Below are 14,957 nucleotides of genomic sequence, written 5' to 3'. Positions count from 1 at the left end.
GACCACCCCCCGAGGAGACACCGTGGAACACACCCACCTGGGCTCGACCGGACTGACCGTGAGCCGGATCGTCCTCGGCTGCATGAGTTTCGGCGACGGCAGCGAGCAGCAGACCTGGACCCTGGACGCCGAGGCCGCCGAACCGGTCTTCCGCGAGGCCGTCGAACTGGGCATCACGTTCTGGGACACCGCCAACGTGTACGGCCGCGGAAGTTCCGAACGCGTCACCGGCGAGGCGATCCGCACGTACACCCGCCGCGAGGACGTCGTCCTGGCGACCAAGGTGTTCGGGGAGATGGGGCCCGGCCCCGGTCAGTCGGGTCTGTCGCGGCGCGCGATCATGGAGCAGGTCGACGCGTCCCTGCAGCGCCTCGGGACCGACTGGATCGACCTCTACCAGATCCACCGCTTCGACCCCACCACTCCGGTGGAGGAGACCATGGAGGCCCTGCACGACGTCGTGAAGGCCGGCAAGGTCCGCTACCTCGGCGCCTCGAGCATGTGGGCCTGGCAGTTCGCGAAGCTCCAGACCGCCGCCGACCTCGGCGGGTGGACGCGCTTCGTGTCGATGCAGAACCAGTACAGCCTCGCCCAGCGCGAGGAGGAGCGGGAGATGTTCCCCCTGCTGGCCGACCAGGGCGTCGGTTCCATCCCCTGGGGACCGCTGCAGGCCGGGAAGATGGCCCGCCCGTGGGGTGAGCAGAGCACCGCCCGCGCCGGTGACGAACCCGAGACCGACGGCAAGGGCAACCCCGTCCGCCTCGACACCGACAAGGGCATCGTCGACGCGATCGAGCGGATCGCCGGCGAACGGGGCGTGTCGATGGCCCAGGTCGCGCTCGCGTGGGTGCTGCGCAACCCCGTCGTCGACGCCCCCATCGTCGGGGCGACGAAGGTGCACCACCTGCGCGACGCCGTCGCGGCCCTCGACCTCGAGCTCACCGCCGAGGAGGTCACCGCGCTCGAGGAGCACTACGTGCCGCGGCAGCCCACGTTCTTCTGAGACGCGACTGACCGGCCCGCCACCCCCACGGGGCGGCGGGCCGGTCGTGCCTCAGCGCCCGACCTGCCGGGCCTCGCGCACCAGGCGCTCGGCGTCGGAGGCGGTGAGGAAACCGGCGCGCTGCAGGTCCCGGACGTTCGCCCGCACCTTCTGCACGTACTCCCCGCGCGAGAGGTACAGCCGGTCCAGGACGGTCTGGCTGAACGGGACCTCGTACCCGGCGATGAAGCAGAACGAGGCGCCGGTGGCGGTGCCGTACCAGGTGCTGCGCGGGACGTCGAGGTAGGGCGAGCGCAGCCCGCCCCGCACGTTGCCGAAGCGGTCCAGGACCGGCTGGCCGTTCCGCACCACGATCGGGTCCGCCCGCGGCGGGGCGACGCCGTCGCGGACCCACCGGTCCAGGTTGCGCAGGGCGGCGTCGAAGAAGATGGAACTGGGGAAGCGGCTGCGCGGGCCCTGGTCGCAGGACGCCGGCGGCACCTCGCGCCCGGCCGCGACGACGTCCACCGCGGAGGCGGAGAACGCCAGCTCGTCCGGGGTGGCGTGCCCGGCCCCGGCCATCTCGTAGTGGCGGAACTCGTCACCCTCCTGGTCGCTGTCGGGGCGGCGCGACCCGATGCCCAGCAGGTAGTCCGACTGCGACATCAGCTGGATCACGGGGACGCCGATCCCGTACAGCTGCCGGCGCGGGTCCCCGGCCGGGGGTGCGGCCTCGCACTGGTTCATCGGGTACGCACCGGCGAACGCGCCCCCGGCCACCCCGATCAGGTACGCGTCGTAGACGGGTGCCCCCTGCGCCTGCACGACGAGCGGGTGGACCGCCTTCGCGTAGTTCACCAGGTAACCCCCGGTCTGGGAGTACCCGAACCCGTAGGCGTGCTCGACGCGGGAACGCTCACCGCCGTAGGTGAGCGGGTTCCCGCCCCCGTCCCCGCGCAGCCAGTTCCCGACCTGCGTGTAGACGTCCCAGACCAGGCCGTTCTCGGTGCTGCGGGAGGTGTCGGCGGGCAGCGCGACGGCCGGGGTCGCGGGGTTCGCGTCGGCGTCCACCGTCGAGCAGTTCGCCGGGTCGTCCAGCGGCAGCGGGTTGGCGAAGGAGAGGTCGGCGTAGCGTCCGGCGTCGAAGTTCTGCAGCGCCTGCACCGCGACGGGTTTGGCGGTGATGCCCACCCACGCGTCACCGTTCTCCACGATCTGGCGGTGGGCCACGGCCCAGCCGATGTTCAGGTCGAAGAGGTTGGAGGGGTTGAGCATCTCCACGACGACGTTCCCGCTGAACCGCTCCGCCGAGGCGGGGCGCCGCACGAGGACGCGCGTGGTGTAGGGCGCGTCGGCGGTGCGCACCACGGCCGGGCCGTCGGTGGGCCAGCTGTAGACGTTCGACGTTCCGCTGGCGAGGAACTCCTCCTCGACGTACCCGGACGCCGACAGGTCCTCGGGAACCTGCGTGCGGTCGGCCGCGCCGAAGGGGTGGCTGTCGGCGGTGACCGCCAGCGGTCCGGTGACCTGCGGGACCGGGGCCGCCGCCACGGGGGCGGGACCCGCTGCGGGGACGGGGTCCGCCACGGCGGGGGCCGCCCCCGCGCCGACGAGCCCGGCGACCAGCGCCGAGGCCACCAGCGCGCGGGCCGCGGAGCGCGGCAGGGGGTTTCTCACGAGTTCTCCTCCAGGCCGGGCCGGTGGTGAGCTGCGCTGCCCTCCGACGACCGGGCCCGTCGGGACGTGACCTTGCCACGGGTAGGTGCTCAGCGCAATCACAGGGACTCGCCCCGCGACGGCCCCCTCACAGGGTCAGCGATCCCCCGATCGGCAACTGCACCGCACCGGGAACCCCCAGCCGCGACGCCTCCCGGGTGAAGCGGCGGCCCGGTTCGACGAACCGGTCGCCCATGGTGGCGCCCAGCGCGATCGGGTGCAGCGTCCCCCAGTGCACCGGCACCGAGACGCCCGGCCGGACCCGCGCGACGAGTTCGGCGGCCTGCCGGGGGTCGAGGTGGTGCGGGCCCAGCGTGTGCCCCCACCCCCCGACCGGGACCAGCGCGACGTCGGGCGAGCGCCCGCCCGCGGCGAGCACCGCGTCGGACCCCTCGAACTCACCGGTGTCCCCGATCGCCCACAGCAGCAGGTCGTCGCGGCCGGTCCCGCCGAACGCGCCGGGGACCCGCACCAGGTGCTGCACGGCGCGGGCGTCGGCCGGGGCGCGGGAGGCCCAGGACAGCGTGCGGTGTCCGGCGTGGTGCGCCGGCAGCGCGGTCACCTCCACCGGCCCGGCGGGGAACGGCAGTTCCAGGCTCTCCCCGACCGCGACCTCCACGACGCGGGTCGTCGGCACCCGCAGCTTCCACCGCACCCAGTCCGCCGAACCCGGCGGCGCCACGAGCACCGCGGGCCGCAGCCGGCGCAGCGACGGCAGGTCCAGGTGGTCGTGGTGCAGGTGCGAGACCAGCGCCAGGTCGCACCCGGCCGACGCCGCGGGGGCCGGGGTGCGCGGGCGGCGGCGCAGGTGCGCCAGGCCCGGTCGCAGCACCGGGTCGGTCACCAGCCGCAGGTGCCCCGCCCCCGTCCGCACGTCGACCGTCACGGTCGAGTGCCCCAGCCACGTCACCTCGACGCCCACGTCCCCCACCCCTCCGCGATCAAGGAGAACGCCCGTGCTGAACAGGGGTTCTCCTTGATCGCCGTGTCGTTGTCCTTGATCGCCGTGTCGTTGTCCTTGATCGCGGGGGCGGGTGGGGTCACGGGCGCAACCCCACCTGCTGCATCCACCGCACCAGCTGCTCGTGCACCGTCGCCGCCCCCACCAGGGGCGCCTCCCCCGGCACCGACCGGTCCCGCAGGTCCTCGTCGACCTTCCACTCCGCCGGGTGCACCAGCACCGCCTCGTTCTGCCCGCCGCCGAGCCCGCCGTGCGACCCGACCTGCTCCTCGAAGGCGTGCACCTCCCCGGTCACCGGCTCCACCGTGGAGTGGACGTAGAGCGCCGGGGCGTTGCCGAACCGCATGACGCGCAGCAGGTCGCTCGCCGCGCGGGGGCCGAGCGCCTCCAGCGGGTCGGTGCCCCGGACCCGGCCGGAGCCCAGGTCGCGCTCGCCCTGGGCGCCCAGGACGACGACCTCGTCCTCCCGGTACCCCGCGACGAACCCCACCCCGGGAGTCGCCAGCAGCCCCGGCACCAGCGCCGGCCAGCGGCGGTCGAACTCGGCGAGGTCGATGCGCCCCGACGGCGCGTCAGGGACCGACAGCAGCGCCGTGCAGCCCGACGTCGCCACGACGACGGCGTCCCGCCCGGCCGCCGGCTCCTCCTCCTCGTGCCGGGCGCTGACCCGCTCGGACTTCGCGTGCGGGGCGAACTCGCGGACCAGGACGTCGACGCGCCCGCGCATCTCCTCCCCGGCCGCGGTCGCCACCACCGGGTGGGTGGGGCCCTCGGCGTCGAGCAGGTCCGCGACGACGTCCTTGAACGACCGCCCGCCCAGCTGCTCGAACGTCGGCCCCTGCGCCTGCCCGTGGTCGGAGACGACGACCACCCGGTAGTCGCGGGGGGCCACCGCCGCGACGTCCGCGAGGGTCTGCAGCACCCGGTCGATCCCGGCGAGGGCGTCCAGCGCCTCCGGCCGGGCGACCCCGGCGTGGTGGGCGACCTCGTCGTAGTCGAGGAAGTCGACGAACACGACGGCGCGGCCGTCGGCGAGCTCCTGCGCGACGAGGGCCACGTTCAGGTCGCGCAGCAGCGCGTTCGTCAGCGCGCGCAGCAGGACGTACCACCCCCGCCGCGCGATGCGCGGCTCCACGCGCCGGACCCGCTGCTGCCACCCCTGGTAGAACTCCTTGACGATCTCGCCGAGGGTCAGGATCAGGCTGCGCCCCAGCACGAACGGTCGTGCGACGTACCGCAGGTAGGGCCGCCCGGACCCCCCGGCCCGCGACGTCGAGACCACCAGGTGGGCGTGCCCGGCCTGGCCGGAGAACAGGTTCCCGATGCTCGCCCCGTCGTCGGCGAGCAGCCCCCGCCGCCCGGCGGCGCGCGCGGCCTCGACCGCCCGGCGCTCGATGACGGCCGCGTCGGCGGGGCGGTTGGCGACCAGCACCCGCCGCAGCTCGGGGTCCCACCAGCGGAACGCCGGGATCTCCTCGGTGGTGCCGTGCAGGAAACCCGCCTGGCTCGCCGGGGTCGTCGACGGCAGCTGCGCCCGCCACCCCTCGGCGACGTGGGTCCCCCGGCGCACCCAGCGGGCGATCGTCGTCAGCGTCCCGGAGTGCAACCCGAACTGCAGCAACGGCATCGACAACCCGTCGACCTGCACGACGAGCAGCCCCGGCGGCCGAGCCGTGCCCGGGTCCCGGGGACGGCGGCGCAGCAGGCCGCGCACCACCCAGCGGCTGTCGTTCGACCCCACCAGCCACCGGACCGCGACCCCGACCAGCCCCGTCCACAGGTACACCTGCCACAGGGCGTTGAGGGACCGCAGGTCCAGCCCGGGCACCGCGGTCAGCGCCGTGTGCAGCAGCAGCAGCTGCACCGCGACCCCGATGACGACCGTCACCAGCGGGCCGACGGCCGCGCTCAGCGGCCCCAGCAGCGGCCGGACGAGCAGGTCCCCGACGGCCAGCACGGCGGCCGAGGCCAGCAGCCAGAACGGCGACTCGTACTGCACCCCGGTGACCAGGTGCGCGCTGATCCACAGGGCGAACGCCGTCGGCAGCAGCGACAGCAGCAGGTCCCGCGCGTCGCGGGCGGTGAAGACGAACCAGGCGCGCACGGGACCGGCTCAGAAACCGAGGCGCTGCAACTGCTTCGGGTCGCGCTGCCAGTCCTTGGCCACCTTCACCCGCAGGTCCAGGTGGACCCGGGCGCCCAGCAGCGCCTCGATCTGCCGGCGGGCGCGGGTCCCGACGTCCTTGAGCCGCGAACCCCCCTTGCCGATGACGATGCCCTTCTGGGAGTCGCGCTCGACGTACAGCCAGACGAAGACCGTCAGGACGCCGTTCTCGCCCTGCGCGACCTCCTCCACGACGACGGCCAGGGAGTGCGGCAGCTCGTCGCGCACCCCCTCCAGGGCGGCCTCGCGGACCAGCTCGGCGATCATGACGTTCTCGGGCTCGTCGGTCAGCTCGCCGTCGGGGTACAGCCGCGGTCCCTCGGGCAGGTGCGAGAGCAGGACGTCGGCGACGGTGTCGACCTGCTCACCGGTCAGCGCCGAGGCCGGGACGACGTCGGAGAAACCCCCGAGGAGCTCCTCGCCGAGCGCGGAGACGGCCAGGAGCTGCTCGGCGACCTGCTGCTTGGACGCCTTGTCGGTCTTGGTGACCAGCGCGACCTTCGTCGAGCGCGGGACGGCCGCGAGCGCCTCGGCGATGAACCGGTCGCCGGGGCCGATCTTCTCGTCGGCGGGGATCGTGAGGGCCACGACGTCGACCTCGGCGAGGGTCTCGTGGACGAGGTCGTTGAGCCGCTGCCCGAGCAGGGTGCGGGGGCGGTGCAGCCCGGGGGTGTCGACGAGGACGAGCTGGGCGTCGGGGCGGTGGACGATGCCGCGCACGGTGTGCCGGGTCGTCTGGGGCCGCGAGCTGGTGATGGCGACCTTCTGCCCCACGAGCGCGTTCGTCAGGGTGGACTTGCCGGCGTTGGGGCGGCCCACGAAGCAGGCGAACCCCGAGCGGTGGGGCCGGGCGGTGTTCTGGGGGGTGTTCTCAGTCATGGTCTCGCCCTCCGGCGCGGTCGTCGACGAGCACCGGGTCGGTGTCGTCCGGGGTGTCGGGCAGGCGGTGCACGAGGACGGTGCGGACCTGGTTGCGCCGGCCCTCGCGGGCGTCGGCCTCCAGGCGCAGCCCGTGGACCTCCCCGACGGCGCCGGGGACGAGGACCTCCCCGAGCGTCTTGGCGAGCAGGCCGCCGACGGTGTCGACGCCCTCGTCCTCGATCTCCTTGTCGAACAGCTCCCCCAGGTCCTCCACGTGCAGCCGGGCCGAGACCCGGAACCCGCCGTCGCCGAGGGGCTCGACCTCGGGGCGGGCGCGGTCGTACTCGTCGGAGATGTCGCCGACGATCTCCTCGATGATGTCCTCGATGGTGACCAGGCCGGCGGTGCCGCCGTACTCGTCGACCACGACGGCGACGTGGACGTTGTCGCGCTGCATCTGCCGCATGAGGTCGTCGACGGGCAGGCTGTCGGGGACGAACACGGCGGGGCGGGCGACGTCCTCGACCCGCTCGCCGCGGGCGCGGGCCGGGTCGGCGTGGAAGCGGCGGGCGATGTCCTTGAGGTAGACGACGCCGAGGACGTCGTCGGCGTCCTCGCCGATGACGGGCATGCGGGAGAACCCCGACCGCAGGAACAGCGCCTGGGCGTCGTGCAGGCCGCTGCCGCGGCGCACGGTCACGACGTCGGTGCGCGGCACCATGACCTCGCGGGCCAGGGTGTCGCCGAGCTCGAAGACGGAGTGGATCATCCGCTGCTCACCGGCCTCGATGACGGCGGTCTCCCCGGCGAGGTCGACGATCTCGCGCAGCTCGGCCTCGGAGCCGAACGGGCCGTGCCGCATCCCGCGCCCGGGGGTGACGGCGTTGCCGACGGCCACCAGCGCGCGGGCCAGCGGCCCCAGGACGGTCGTGAGGGGGGACAGCACGGGGGCGGCCAGCAGCCCGACGGTCTCGGCGTGCAGGCGCCCCAGGGTCCGGGGCCCCACGCCGACGAGCACGAAGTCGAGGGCGGACATGCCGAGGCCGGCCAGGACGAGGACGGCGAACCAGGAGTCGAACCAGCCGGCGACGACGACGGTGACGAACACGGCGGCGAGGGTCTCGAAGACGACCCGCAGCAGCGTGCACACCGCGATCACCGAGGAGGCCCGTTCCAGGACGCGGGCCAGGGCGGCGGCGTTCTTGCGGCCGTCGTCCTGCAGGTCCCGGGCCCGTCGCCGGGAGGTCCCGGCGACGGCGGCCTCCGCGGCGGCGACCAGGCCGGCGGCGACGACGAGGACGAGGGCCAGCGCGAGCAGCGGCGCGGCGGGTGCGCCCACGCCTCAGTCCCCCGACGGCAGCGCGCGGTGCCCGACCGTGGGGGTCGGGTCGCCCGGGCGGCCGATGCGGGCCAGGAAGCCCAGCACCAGCCCGCGCTGCAGCGTGAACATCTCCCGCTCGGAGTCGGGGTCGGCGTGGTCGTACCCGAGCAGGTGCAGGATCCCGTGGGTGACGAGCAGCAGGACCTCGTCGGCCGTGGCGTGGCCGGACGCCTTGGCCTGCGCGGCGGCCACCTCCGGGCACACGACGACGTCCCCGAGCAGCCCCGGCTCCGACGTCCCGCCCTCGCGGCCCGGGCGCAGCTGGTCCATCGGGAAGGACATGACGTCGGTCGGGCCCTCCTCGTCCATCCACTGCACGTGCAGCCGGGACATGGCCTCGACGTCGACCATGAGGATCGACAGCTCGGCCAGGGGGTGGACCCGCATCTCGTCCAGGACGTGGCGGGCCAGCTGGGAGACCTCGACGGTGTCGACGCCGCGGCCCTGCGCGAACGAGCTCTCGTCGGCGACCTCGATGCTCACCGCTTGCGCCCCCCGGTCGCGCCCGCGGCCCGCGGGCGGGCCTCCTCCCAGCGGCCGTACGCGTCGACGATCTCCCCGACGAGGCGGTGCCGGACGACGTCGCCGGAGGTGAGGCGGGAGAAGTGGACGTCCTCGATGCCCTCGAGGATGTCCTGCACGACCCGCAGCCCGGAGTCGGTGCCGCTGGGCAGGTCGACCTGCGTGACGTCGCCGGTCACGACGATCTTGGACCCGAACCCGAGGCGGGTCAGGAACATCTTCATCTGCTCGGGGGAGGTGTTCTGCGCCTCGTCGAGGATGATGAACGCGTCGTTGAGGGTGCGCCCGCGCATGTAGGCCAGCGGCGCGACCTCGATGGTCCCGGCGGCCATGAGCCGCGGGATCGAGTCGGGGTCGAGCATGTCGTGCAGGGCGTCGTACAGCGGCCGCAGGTAGGGGTCGATCTTGTCGGTGAGGGTGCCGGGCAGGAAGCCGAGCCGCTCACCGGCCTCGACGGCGGGCCGGGTCAGGACGATGCGGTTGACCTGCTTGGCCTGCAGCGCCTGCACGGCCTTGGCCATCGCCAGGTACGTCTTGCCCGTCCCGGCGGGGCCGATGCCGAACACGACGGTGTGGGCGTCGATGGCCTCGACGTAGTTCTTCTGGTTCACCGTCTTGGGCCGGATCGTGCGCCCGCGGCTGGACAGGATGTTCATCGTCAGGACGTCGGCGGGGCGGTCGGCGCCCGTGCCGTTGGCCTGGGCCCGCAGCATCGCCACGGACCGCTCGACGGCGTCGGCGGACAGCGGCTGCCCCGCGCCCAGGACGGCGGTCATCTGGTCGACGAGGCGTTCGAGCAGCGCGACCTCGCCGGCGGCCCCGGTGACGGTGATCTCGTTGCCGCGCACGAGCACGTCGACCGAGGTGAAGGCGCGTTCGAGGACGCGCAGCAGTTCGTCGCGGGCGCCGAGCAGGCCCACCATCGGGACGTCGGGCGGCACCACGATGACGTGCCGGGTCTGTCCGTGCGCGGGTCCGGTCGCGGCGGCCGGGGTGTCGGGGGTGGGGTCGGTGCTGGCCATGATCGCCCAGGGGGGCCGTTCGCCTCCGTGCTGAGGGTGTGCGGCTCGGGTCCGCGCTGTCGCCCCGATCCTAACGAGCGGGGCGCGCGGGGGCGCGCCTGTTCTCGCTGGGCTGACCCCGGCGCGGGCTACGGTCGTCGCCGTGGACGCTCCCGCGCGACTGGCGCTGACCGGCGGCGGCTACCGGGCCGGCCGCTTCCTGGACCTGCTCGCCCGGCTGCCGGGGCTGTTCGAGGTCACCGGCGTCCTGGCCCGCAGCGACGCCACGGCCGCCGCGGTCGCGGCCCGCGGGCTGCCCGTCCACCGCGACCTCGACGGCCTGCTGCGTGCCGCCCCCGAGCTGGTCCTCGTCTCGGTGCCGGCCGCCGCGGCCCCCGGCCTGGTCCGCGACCTCGTGGGGCGGGGCGCGGCCGTGCTCACCGAGACCCCGCCGGCCGCCGGCCTCGCGGGGCTGCGCGAACTGTGGGAGCTGCACGAGCGGGTGCAGGTCGCCGAGCAGTACCTGCTGTTCCCGCACCAGGCGGCCCGTCGCGCCCTCGTGCGGCGCGGCCTGCTGGGGACGCCGACGTCGGTCCAGGTCTCCAGCACGCAGCTGCACCACGCGACGTCGCTGATCCGGGGGTTCCTCGGCCTGGGCGCCGGACCGGTCCGCGTCACCGCGTCGGCGACGACCTCCCCGCTGGCCGACCCGATCGACCGGGGCGGCTGGACCGGCCGGGCCGAGCCCCGGCCGCGGACCACGACGATCGCGACGTTCGACGTGGGCGACGGCCGCAGCGCGCTGTACGACTTCACCGACACGCAGACCCGGAACCCGCTGCGGACCCGGCGGACCGTGGTGCGCGGCAGCCTGGGCGAGATCGTCGACGACACCGTCGTCCGGCTCGTCGACGCGCGCACGGTCGTGACGTCGCGGATCGAGCGCCGGCAGACGGGGCACCACCAGGACGTCCAGGGCGCCGACCTGGACCACCTGTCCTTCGAGGGCGAGGCGGTGTTCCGCAACCCCCACGTGGGCGCCCGGCTGAACGACGAGGAGATCGCGCTGGCCGGGCTGCTGCAGCGCGCCGCGGCCTGGGCCCGCGGCGAGGGGCCGGGGCCGTACCCGCTGGCCGAGGCCGCCCAGGACCAGCTGCTGGCGCTGGCCGTCGGGGAGTCGCTGGCGACCGGTGGGCCGGTCACCACCGGCGTCGAGGCGTGGGGCCGGGCGTGAGCGGCCTGCGCAGCCGGACGTTCGTGCGGGGCGTCGGGGAGGTCGCGGCGGACGCTCCCGTCGCCGCCGCCGACGACCCGGGACTGCGCGGCGACGGGTTCTTCGAGACCCTGCTGGTCCGCGACGGGATCGTGCGCCTGCACGCGCACCTGGACCGGTTCGAGCGGTCCGCGGCCGCGTTCGGGGTCCGGGTGGACCGGCGGGAGTGGACGGGCATCGCCGAGGCCGTCACCGACGCCGTGCCCCCGGGCGTGGAGGCCGCGCTGCGGCTGACCGTCGCCCGCGGCGGCGTCGAGTTCGCCACCGTGCGCCCCGTGCCCGCGAGCGTCCTGCGGGGCCGGGCGGGCGTGCGGGCGCTGACCCTGCCCCGGGGGACCGCGACCGTCCCGGACGCGCCGTGGCTGCTGGCCGCGGCCAAGACGTCCTCGTACGCGGTGAACTCCGCGGCGCTGCGCGAGGCGGCCCGGCGCGGAGCGGACGACGCCGTCTTCGTCGACGCCGGCGGGTTCGTCCTGGAGGCCCCGACCGCGAACGTCCTGTGGCGGCGGGACGGGCGCTGGCGCACCCCGCCGCAGGCCGGTCGCGCCGTGCTGCCCGGGACGACGCTGGCGGCGGTCGCGGCGCAGGTGGAGGTGACCGAGGTGCCGGTCCGGCCGGGGGAACTGCTCGACGGCGAGGGCGTCTGGCTGCTGTCGAGCCTGCGCGGGGCGGCGCCCCTGCGGGCCCTGGACGGCCGGGCCGTGAGCGTCGACGAGGACGCCACGGCCCTGCTGGCGGGCATCGCGCTCGGGACACGCTGCGGCTCGGCGGGCCCGTCGTCCGGTGGCACCATCGGGGGGTGAGCACCTCGTACGAGGACGGCCGGCTCACCGTCGTGCTGGCCACGGAGTCCGAGCAGGAGCAGCAGTGCCTGCGGGTCCTGCGCGCCGCGGGGCTGAGCGCGGCGGTCGAGCGGGTCACCCCCACCGGGGACGACCCCGTCGTGGTCGTCCAGGTGCCCTGCCCCCACCGCCCCACGGCCGACGACGTCGCCGCCGCGACCCGGCGGATCACCGCGGAGCTGCGGGCCGCGGGGCTGCACACCGACGTCCGCGGGACGGGGTTCCGCGCCCCGTCGGCCTGAGTGCGGCGCTCGGGTCAGAACAGCGGCTGCGGCCGGTCGCCGTCGTCCAGCAGGGCTGCTTCGAGGACCGGCGGGAACTCGGCGGTCGGCGGGACGCGCAGGCCGCGACGCCACCGCACGCGCTCCCCGGAGCCGACCAGCGGGTAGCGGTCCAGCGCCCCCGCGTCGTCGGTGGTGGAGTCGGTCCGCAGCCTCCCCCGCTCGGTGGTCGGGACGACGAAGAACCTCCCCGGCGCGGTCAGCTCGCAGATCACGTCGCCGCCGCCCCGCACCGCCCCACCGCGCACGAGCTCGAGGGGATCCCTCGCCAGCTCAGCCGTCCGCAGGACGGTCCCGTCCAGGACCACGTCCACCGGGTCAGCGCTCCCTCCCGGTCAGAACAACGGTTGCCGGCGAGCACTGTCGTCCAGCAACGCCGCTTCGAGCACGGGCAACGGCACCCGGCACACGTTCGCGAACCGGCGCTCGGCCCCGAAGTGGAACCGCCCGGCGGTCACCGTGCGACCGTCCTCCTCCGTCCACGACAACGCGACGTACCCGGAGGAGTCCGGGCGCACGTCGAACCCTCCCGGGACCGGGGGGGGTACTGGGCGGTCAGCACGATCGGCAGGCCCCGACTCATGCGCATCGACTCGCCGAACTGGACCAGCAGGTAGCGGTCCAGGGCCGCCGCGTCGTCGGTGGTGAACTCGACCCGCGTCTTGCCCCGCTCGGTGTGGGTGACGACGAGACGATCCCCCTGGACCGTCACCTCCTGCACCACGTCCAGGTCGCCCCACGCTGCTCCCCCGTCCGTGCACCGGACCGGTCGCCCCGCGCGCTCGGCCATCCGCAGGACGGTCTCGTCCAGGACCAGGACCATCACGTCAGCACTCCCTCGTCGAGAACAGCGGCTTCCGCGGTCGGGTTCGTCGTGGGTCGCCCGGACGTCGCGGTCGGCCCCGCGCACGGCGTCGGGGCCGATCTCGACCAGGCGCACGCTTCGACCTCCGGGGGGACGTCGACCCGTCGCGGCACTGCCGCCCACCGTAGGGACGCCGCAGCGCCGGGTGCCGCCGGCGGCGCCCGATCGGCGGACGGCCCGACGGCCTCAGGTCCCCCGTTCGGCTCCGCGCAGGGCACGGGTGGTGAGCGCGGCCAGCGGCGCCCGCAGCTTCAGCAGCACCTCGGCGACCTCGGCGTCGGGGTCGGAGTCGAGGACGATCGCGCCGCCGGCCCCGACGCGCCACTCGTCCCCGACCCGCACCGCGGTGCGGATGACGACGGCGAGGTCGGCGGCGCCGGTGAGGGAGAACCAGCCGATCGTGCCGGAGTAGATCCCCCGGGGGCGTCGTTCGAGGCTGTCGATGATCTGCGTGGTCCGCAGTTTCGGCGCCCCCGTCATGGACCCGGGCGGGAAGCACGCCCGCAGGCAGTCGACGGCCCCCACGTCCGGTCGCAGCCGGCCGCGGACGGTCGTGACGAGCTGGTGGACGGTCGGCAGGGTCTCGACCTCCATGAGGTGCGGCACCGTGACGGTGCCGGGGGCGCAGACCCGCCCGAGGTCGTTGCGCAGCAGGTCCACGACCATGAGGTTCTCGGCGCGGGTCTTCGGGTCCGCCTGCAGCGCAGCGGGATCGGTCTCGGCACCGGCGGTGCCCTTGATCGGCCGGGTCTCGACCTGCCCGCTGGAGGTGACGTGCAGGAACCGTTCGGGGGAACTGCCGACGACCTCGACCCCGGCGGTCCGCAGGTACGCCGCGTAGGGGGCGGGGTTGTCCCGCCGCAGCCGGCGGTAGGCCGCGAACCCGGCTCCCGGGTCCGGGTCCGCGGGGACGCGGGCGCGGGTGGTCAGGCAGATCTCGTAGCTCTCCCCCGCGCGCAGCTGCTCCTGGGCGGCGAGGACGTCGCGGCGGTACCGCGCCGGGGAGGTGTCCAGGGTCACCGGCCGGTCCGGGGGCGGGGGCGGGGCGGGCAGCGGGGGCAGGTCCGCCAGCGCGGCGGCCGTCCGCTCCACCCAGCCGGGGTCGTCGAGGGCGACCACCCAGGTGTGGCCGGTGTCGTGGTCGACGCCGACGAACCGGTCCACGAACACCCAGTGCGCGGCGGGGGTGCCGTCGTCGGTGGCGGTGCCGGGGCCGGTGGGGAACCCGCACTCGGCCTTCGCCTCGTACCCGGCCCAGCCGACCCACCCGCCGGTGAACTCGAACGGCAGCGCGTCGGCACCGTCGACCCCGGCCGTCGCGAGCCGCGTGGACAGCTCCGCCAGCGAGCCGACCGCGGGACCGTCCAGCGGCCCGAGGAAGGAGAACCGGCCCGACCCGGCGCCGCGGGCCGCGGAGTCCAGCCAGAACGCCTCCCCGCCGAACAGGCCCGCCAGGACCCGTTCGCCGTCGGCGGCGCCGGGCAGCCGCCGGGCGTGGACCCGGTGCCGCACGGGGTGGCCGAACCGCCGGCACCAGCGGACGAAGTTCTCCACGATGCGCGCGCCGGTGGTGCTGGCGATCGACTCGGGGTGGAACTGCACCCCCACCTGCGGCCGGTGCCGGTGCCGCAGGGCCATGAGGACGCCGTCCCCGGCCCAGGCGAGGGGTTCGAGGGCGTCCGGGAGCGGTTCGGCGACGCGGAAGGAGTGGTAGCGGGTCGCGGCGAACCCCGGCGGCAACCCGGCCAGGACGGAGGTGCCGGTGTGCCGGACCCGGTCGACGAAGCCGTGCCGGGGCTGCGGCGCGGCGTCGACGACCGCACCGGCGGCCAGCGCGATCCCCTGCATCCCCAGGCACACGCCCAGCACGGGCACCTGCGCGCGGGCCAGCACGTCGGCCGAGAGCGCGAAGTCGCGGGCCACCGCGGGGTGCCCGGGCCCCGGGGAGACGACGATCCCGGCGAACCCGGACAGGTCGAGCTCGCCGGGGGCCACGTCGTCGTCGCTGACGACCACCGGGTCGGTGCCGGTGGCCACGGCCAGGAGCTGCACGAGGTTGTGGGTGTAGGAGTCGTGGTTGTCCACGACGAGCCAGCGCACGCCCCGGA

General features: G+C 75.2%; 16 protein-coding genes. 4 read left to right on the top strand and 12 right to left on the bottom strand.

Annotation, left to right across the window (positions count from 1 at the left end; all coding sequences use genetic code 11):
- The first annotated feature begins 22 nt into the window (after positions 1-22).
- Positions 23-1,003, top strand: coding sequence for an aldo/keto reductase (locus ACRYRX_RS13870; RefSeq protein ID WP_432512651.1), 981 nt, complete (start codon positions 23-25; stop codon positions 1,001-1,003).
- A gap of 51 nt (positions 1,004-1,054) precedes the next feature.
- Here the strand turns inward: ACRYRX_RS13870 and ACRYRX_RS13865 are convergent, their stop codons facing one another.
- The 8 genes from ACRYRX_RS13865 to ACRYRX_RS13830 all read right to left on the bottom strand — a co-directional run bounded on the left by ACRYRX_RS13865 (position 1,055) and on the right by ACRYRX_RS13830 (position 9,609).
- Positions 1,055-2,659, bottom strand: a complete 1,605-nt coding sequence (locus ACRYRX_RS13865; RefSeq protein ID WP_432512649.1) for an alpha/beta hydrolase domain-containing protein — start codon at positions 2,657-2,659, stop codon at positions 1,055-1,057.
- A 127-nt stretch (positions 2,660-2,786) separates the two neighbouring features.
- Positions 2,787-3,620, bottom strand: coding sequence for an MBL fold metallo-hydrolase (locus ACRYRX_RS13860; RefSeq protein ID WP_432512648.1), 834 nt, complete (start codon positions 3,618-3,620; stop codon positions 2,787-2,789).
- Positions 3,605-3,742 (bottom strand): hypothetical protein, encoded by a 138-nt coding sequence (locus ACRYRX_RS13855; RefSeq protein ID WP_432512646.1) that lies wholly within the window; start codon positions 3,740-3,742, stop codon positions 3,605-3,607. The genes ACRYRX_RS13860 and ACRYRX_RS13855 overlap by 16 nt, the downstream gene beginning before the upstream one ends.
- Positions 3,739-5,763, bottom strand: a complete 2,025-nt coding sequence (locus ACRYRX_RS13850; protein ID WP_432512645.1) for an alkaline phosphatase family protein — start codon at positions 5,761-5,763, stop codon at positions 3,739-3,741. The genes ACRYRX_RS13855 and ACRYRX_RS13850 overlap by 4 nt, the downstream gene beginning before the upstream one ends.
- Positions 5,764-5,772: 9 nt before the next feature.
- Positions 5,773-6,702 carry a GTPase Era gene (gene era, locus ACRYRX_RS13845; protein ID WP_432512643.1) on the bottom strand — a complete coding sequence of 310 codons (930 nt, stop codon included), beginning with the start codon at positions 6,700-6,702 and terminating at the stop codon, positions 5,773-5,775.
- Positions 6,695-8,023 carry a hemolysin family protein gene (locus tag ACRYRX_RS13840; RefSeq protein ID WP_432512642.1) on the bottom strand — a complete coding sequence of 443 codons (1,329 nt, stop codon included), beginning with the start codon at positions 8,021-8,023 and terminating at the stop codon, positions 6,695-6,697. Before ACRYRX_RS13840 ends, era begins: the two co-directional genes overlap by 8 nt.
- 3 nt (positions 8,024-8,026) lie before the next feature.
- A complete protein-coding gene (ybeY, locus tag ACRYRX_RS13835; protein WP_432512641.1) occupies positions 8,027-8,548 on the bottom strand; it encodes an rRNA maturation RNase YbeY in 522 nt (173 codons plus the stop codon).
- Complete coding sequence (locus ACRYRX_RS13830; RefSeq protein WP_432512639.1) at positions 8,545-9,609, bottom strand: PhoH family protein; 1,065 nt, start codon at positions 9,607-9,609, stop codon at positions 8,545-8,547. The genes ybeY and ACRYRX_RS13830 overlap by 4 nt, the downstream gene beginning before the upstream one ends.
- Positions 9,610-9,751: 142 nt before the next feature.
- On the opposite strand from ACRYRX_RS13830, the gene ACRYRX_RS13825 reads away from it, so the two are divergent.
- Genes ACRYRX_RS13825 through ACRYRX_RS13815 form a run of 3 tightly spaced genes read left to right on the top strand, consistent with a single transcriptional unit; the run spans position 9,752 to position 11,945 of the window.
- Positions 9,752-10,822: a Gfo/Idh/MocA family oxidoreductase gene (locus ACRYRX_RS13825; protein ID WP_432512637.1), complete on the top strand. Its 1,071-nt coding sequence runs from the start codon at positions 9,752-9,754 to the stop codon at positions 10,820-10,822.
- A complete protein-coding gene (locus ACRYRX_RS13820) occupies positions 10,819-11,664 on the top strand; it encodes an aminotransferase class IV (RefSeq protein WP_432512635.1) in 846 nt (281 codons plus the stop codon). Before ACRYRX_RS13825 ends, ACRYRX_RS13820 begins: the two co-directional genes overlap by 4 nt.
- Entirely contained in the window at positions 11,661-11,945 is a 285-nt protein-coding gene (locus tag ACRYRX_RS13815) for a hypothetical protein (RefSeq protein WP_432512633.1), read from the top strand. The genes ACRYRX_RS13820 and ACRYRX_RS13815 overlap by 4 nt, the downstream gene beginning before the upstream one ends.
- A 14-nt stretch (positions 11,946-11,959) precedes the next feature.
- Here the strand turns inward: ACRYRX_RS13815 and ACRYRX_RS13810 are convergent, their stop codons facing one another.
- The 4 genes from ACRYRX_RS13810 to ACRYRX_RS13795 form a co-directional block, all read right to left on the bottom strand.
- Entirely contained in the window at positions 11,960-12,298 is a 339-nt protein-coding gene (locus tag ACRYRX_RS13810; protein WP_432512631.1) for a hypothetical protein, read from the bottom strand.
- 21 nt (positions 12,299-12,319) lie between these two features.
- A complete protein-coding gene (locus ACRYRX_RS13805) occupies positions 12,320-12,442 on the bottom strand; it encodes a hypothetical protein (protein WP_432512629.1) in 123 nt (40 codons plus the stop codon).
- Positions 12,439-12,924 carry a hypothetical protein gene (locus tag ACRYRX_RS13800; protein ID WP_432512628.1) on the bottom strand — a complete coding sequence of 162 codons (486 nt, stop codon included), beginning with the start codon at positions 12,922-12,924 and terminating at the stop codon, positions 12,439-12,441. Before ACRYRX_RS13800 ends, ACRYRX_RS13805 begins: the two co-directional genes overlap by 4 nt.
- Positions 12,925-13,035: 111 nt before the next feature.
- On the bottom strand, positions 13,036-14,949 hold the full coding sequence (locus ACRYRX_RS13795; protein WP_432512627.1) for a chorismate-binding protein: 1,914 nt from the start codon (positions 14,947-14,949) through the stop codon (positions 13,036-13,038).
- Between the last annotated feature and the right edge of the window lie 8 nt (positions 14,950-14,957).

This window comes from Kineococcus lubricus (assembly GCF_050871965.1).
Lineage (GTDB): Bacteria > Actinomycetota > Actinomycetes > Actinomycetales > Kineococcaceae > Kineococcus.
The sequence above is the reverse complement of the archived record's forward strand: the minus strand, read 5'-3'. Positions and strand labels throughout refer to the sequence as shown.

Excerpts from the sequence above, each read along its gene's own strand:
- era (WP_432512643.1), bottom strand. The coding sequence starts at position 6,702 with ATGACTGAGAACACCCCCCAGAACACCGCCCGGCCCCACCGCTCGGGG.
- ACRYRX_RS13830 (WP_432512639.1), bottom strand. The coding sequence starts at position 9,609 with ATGGCCAGCACCGACCCCACCCCCGACACCCCGGCCGCCGCGACCGGA.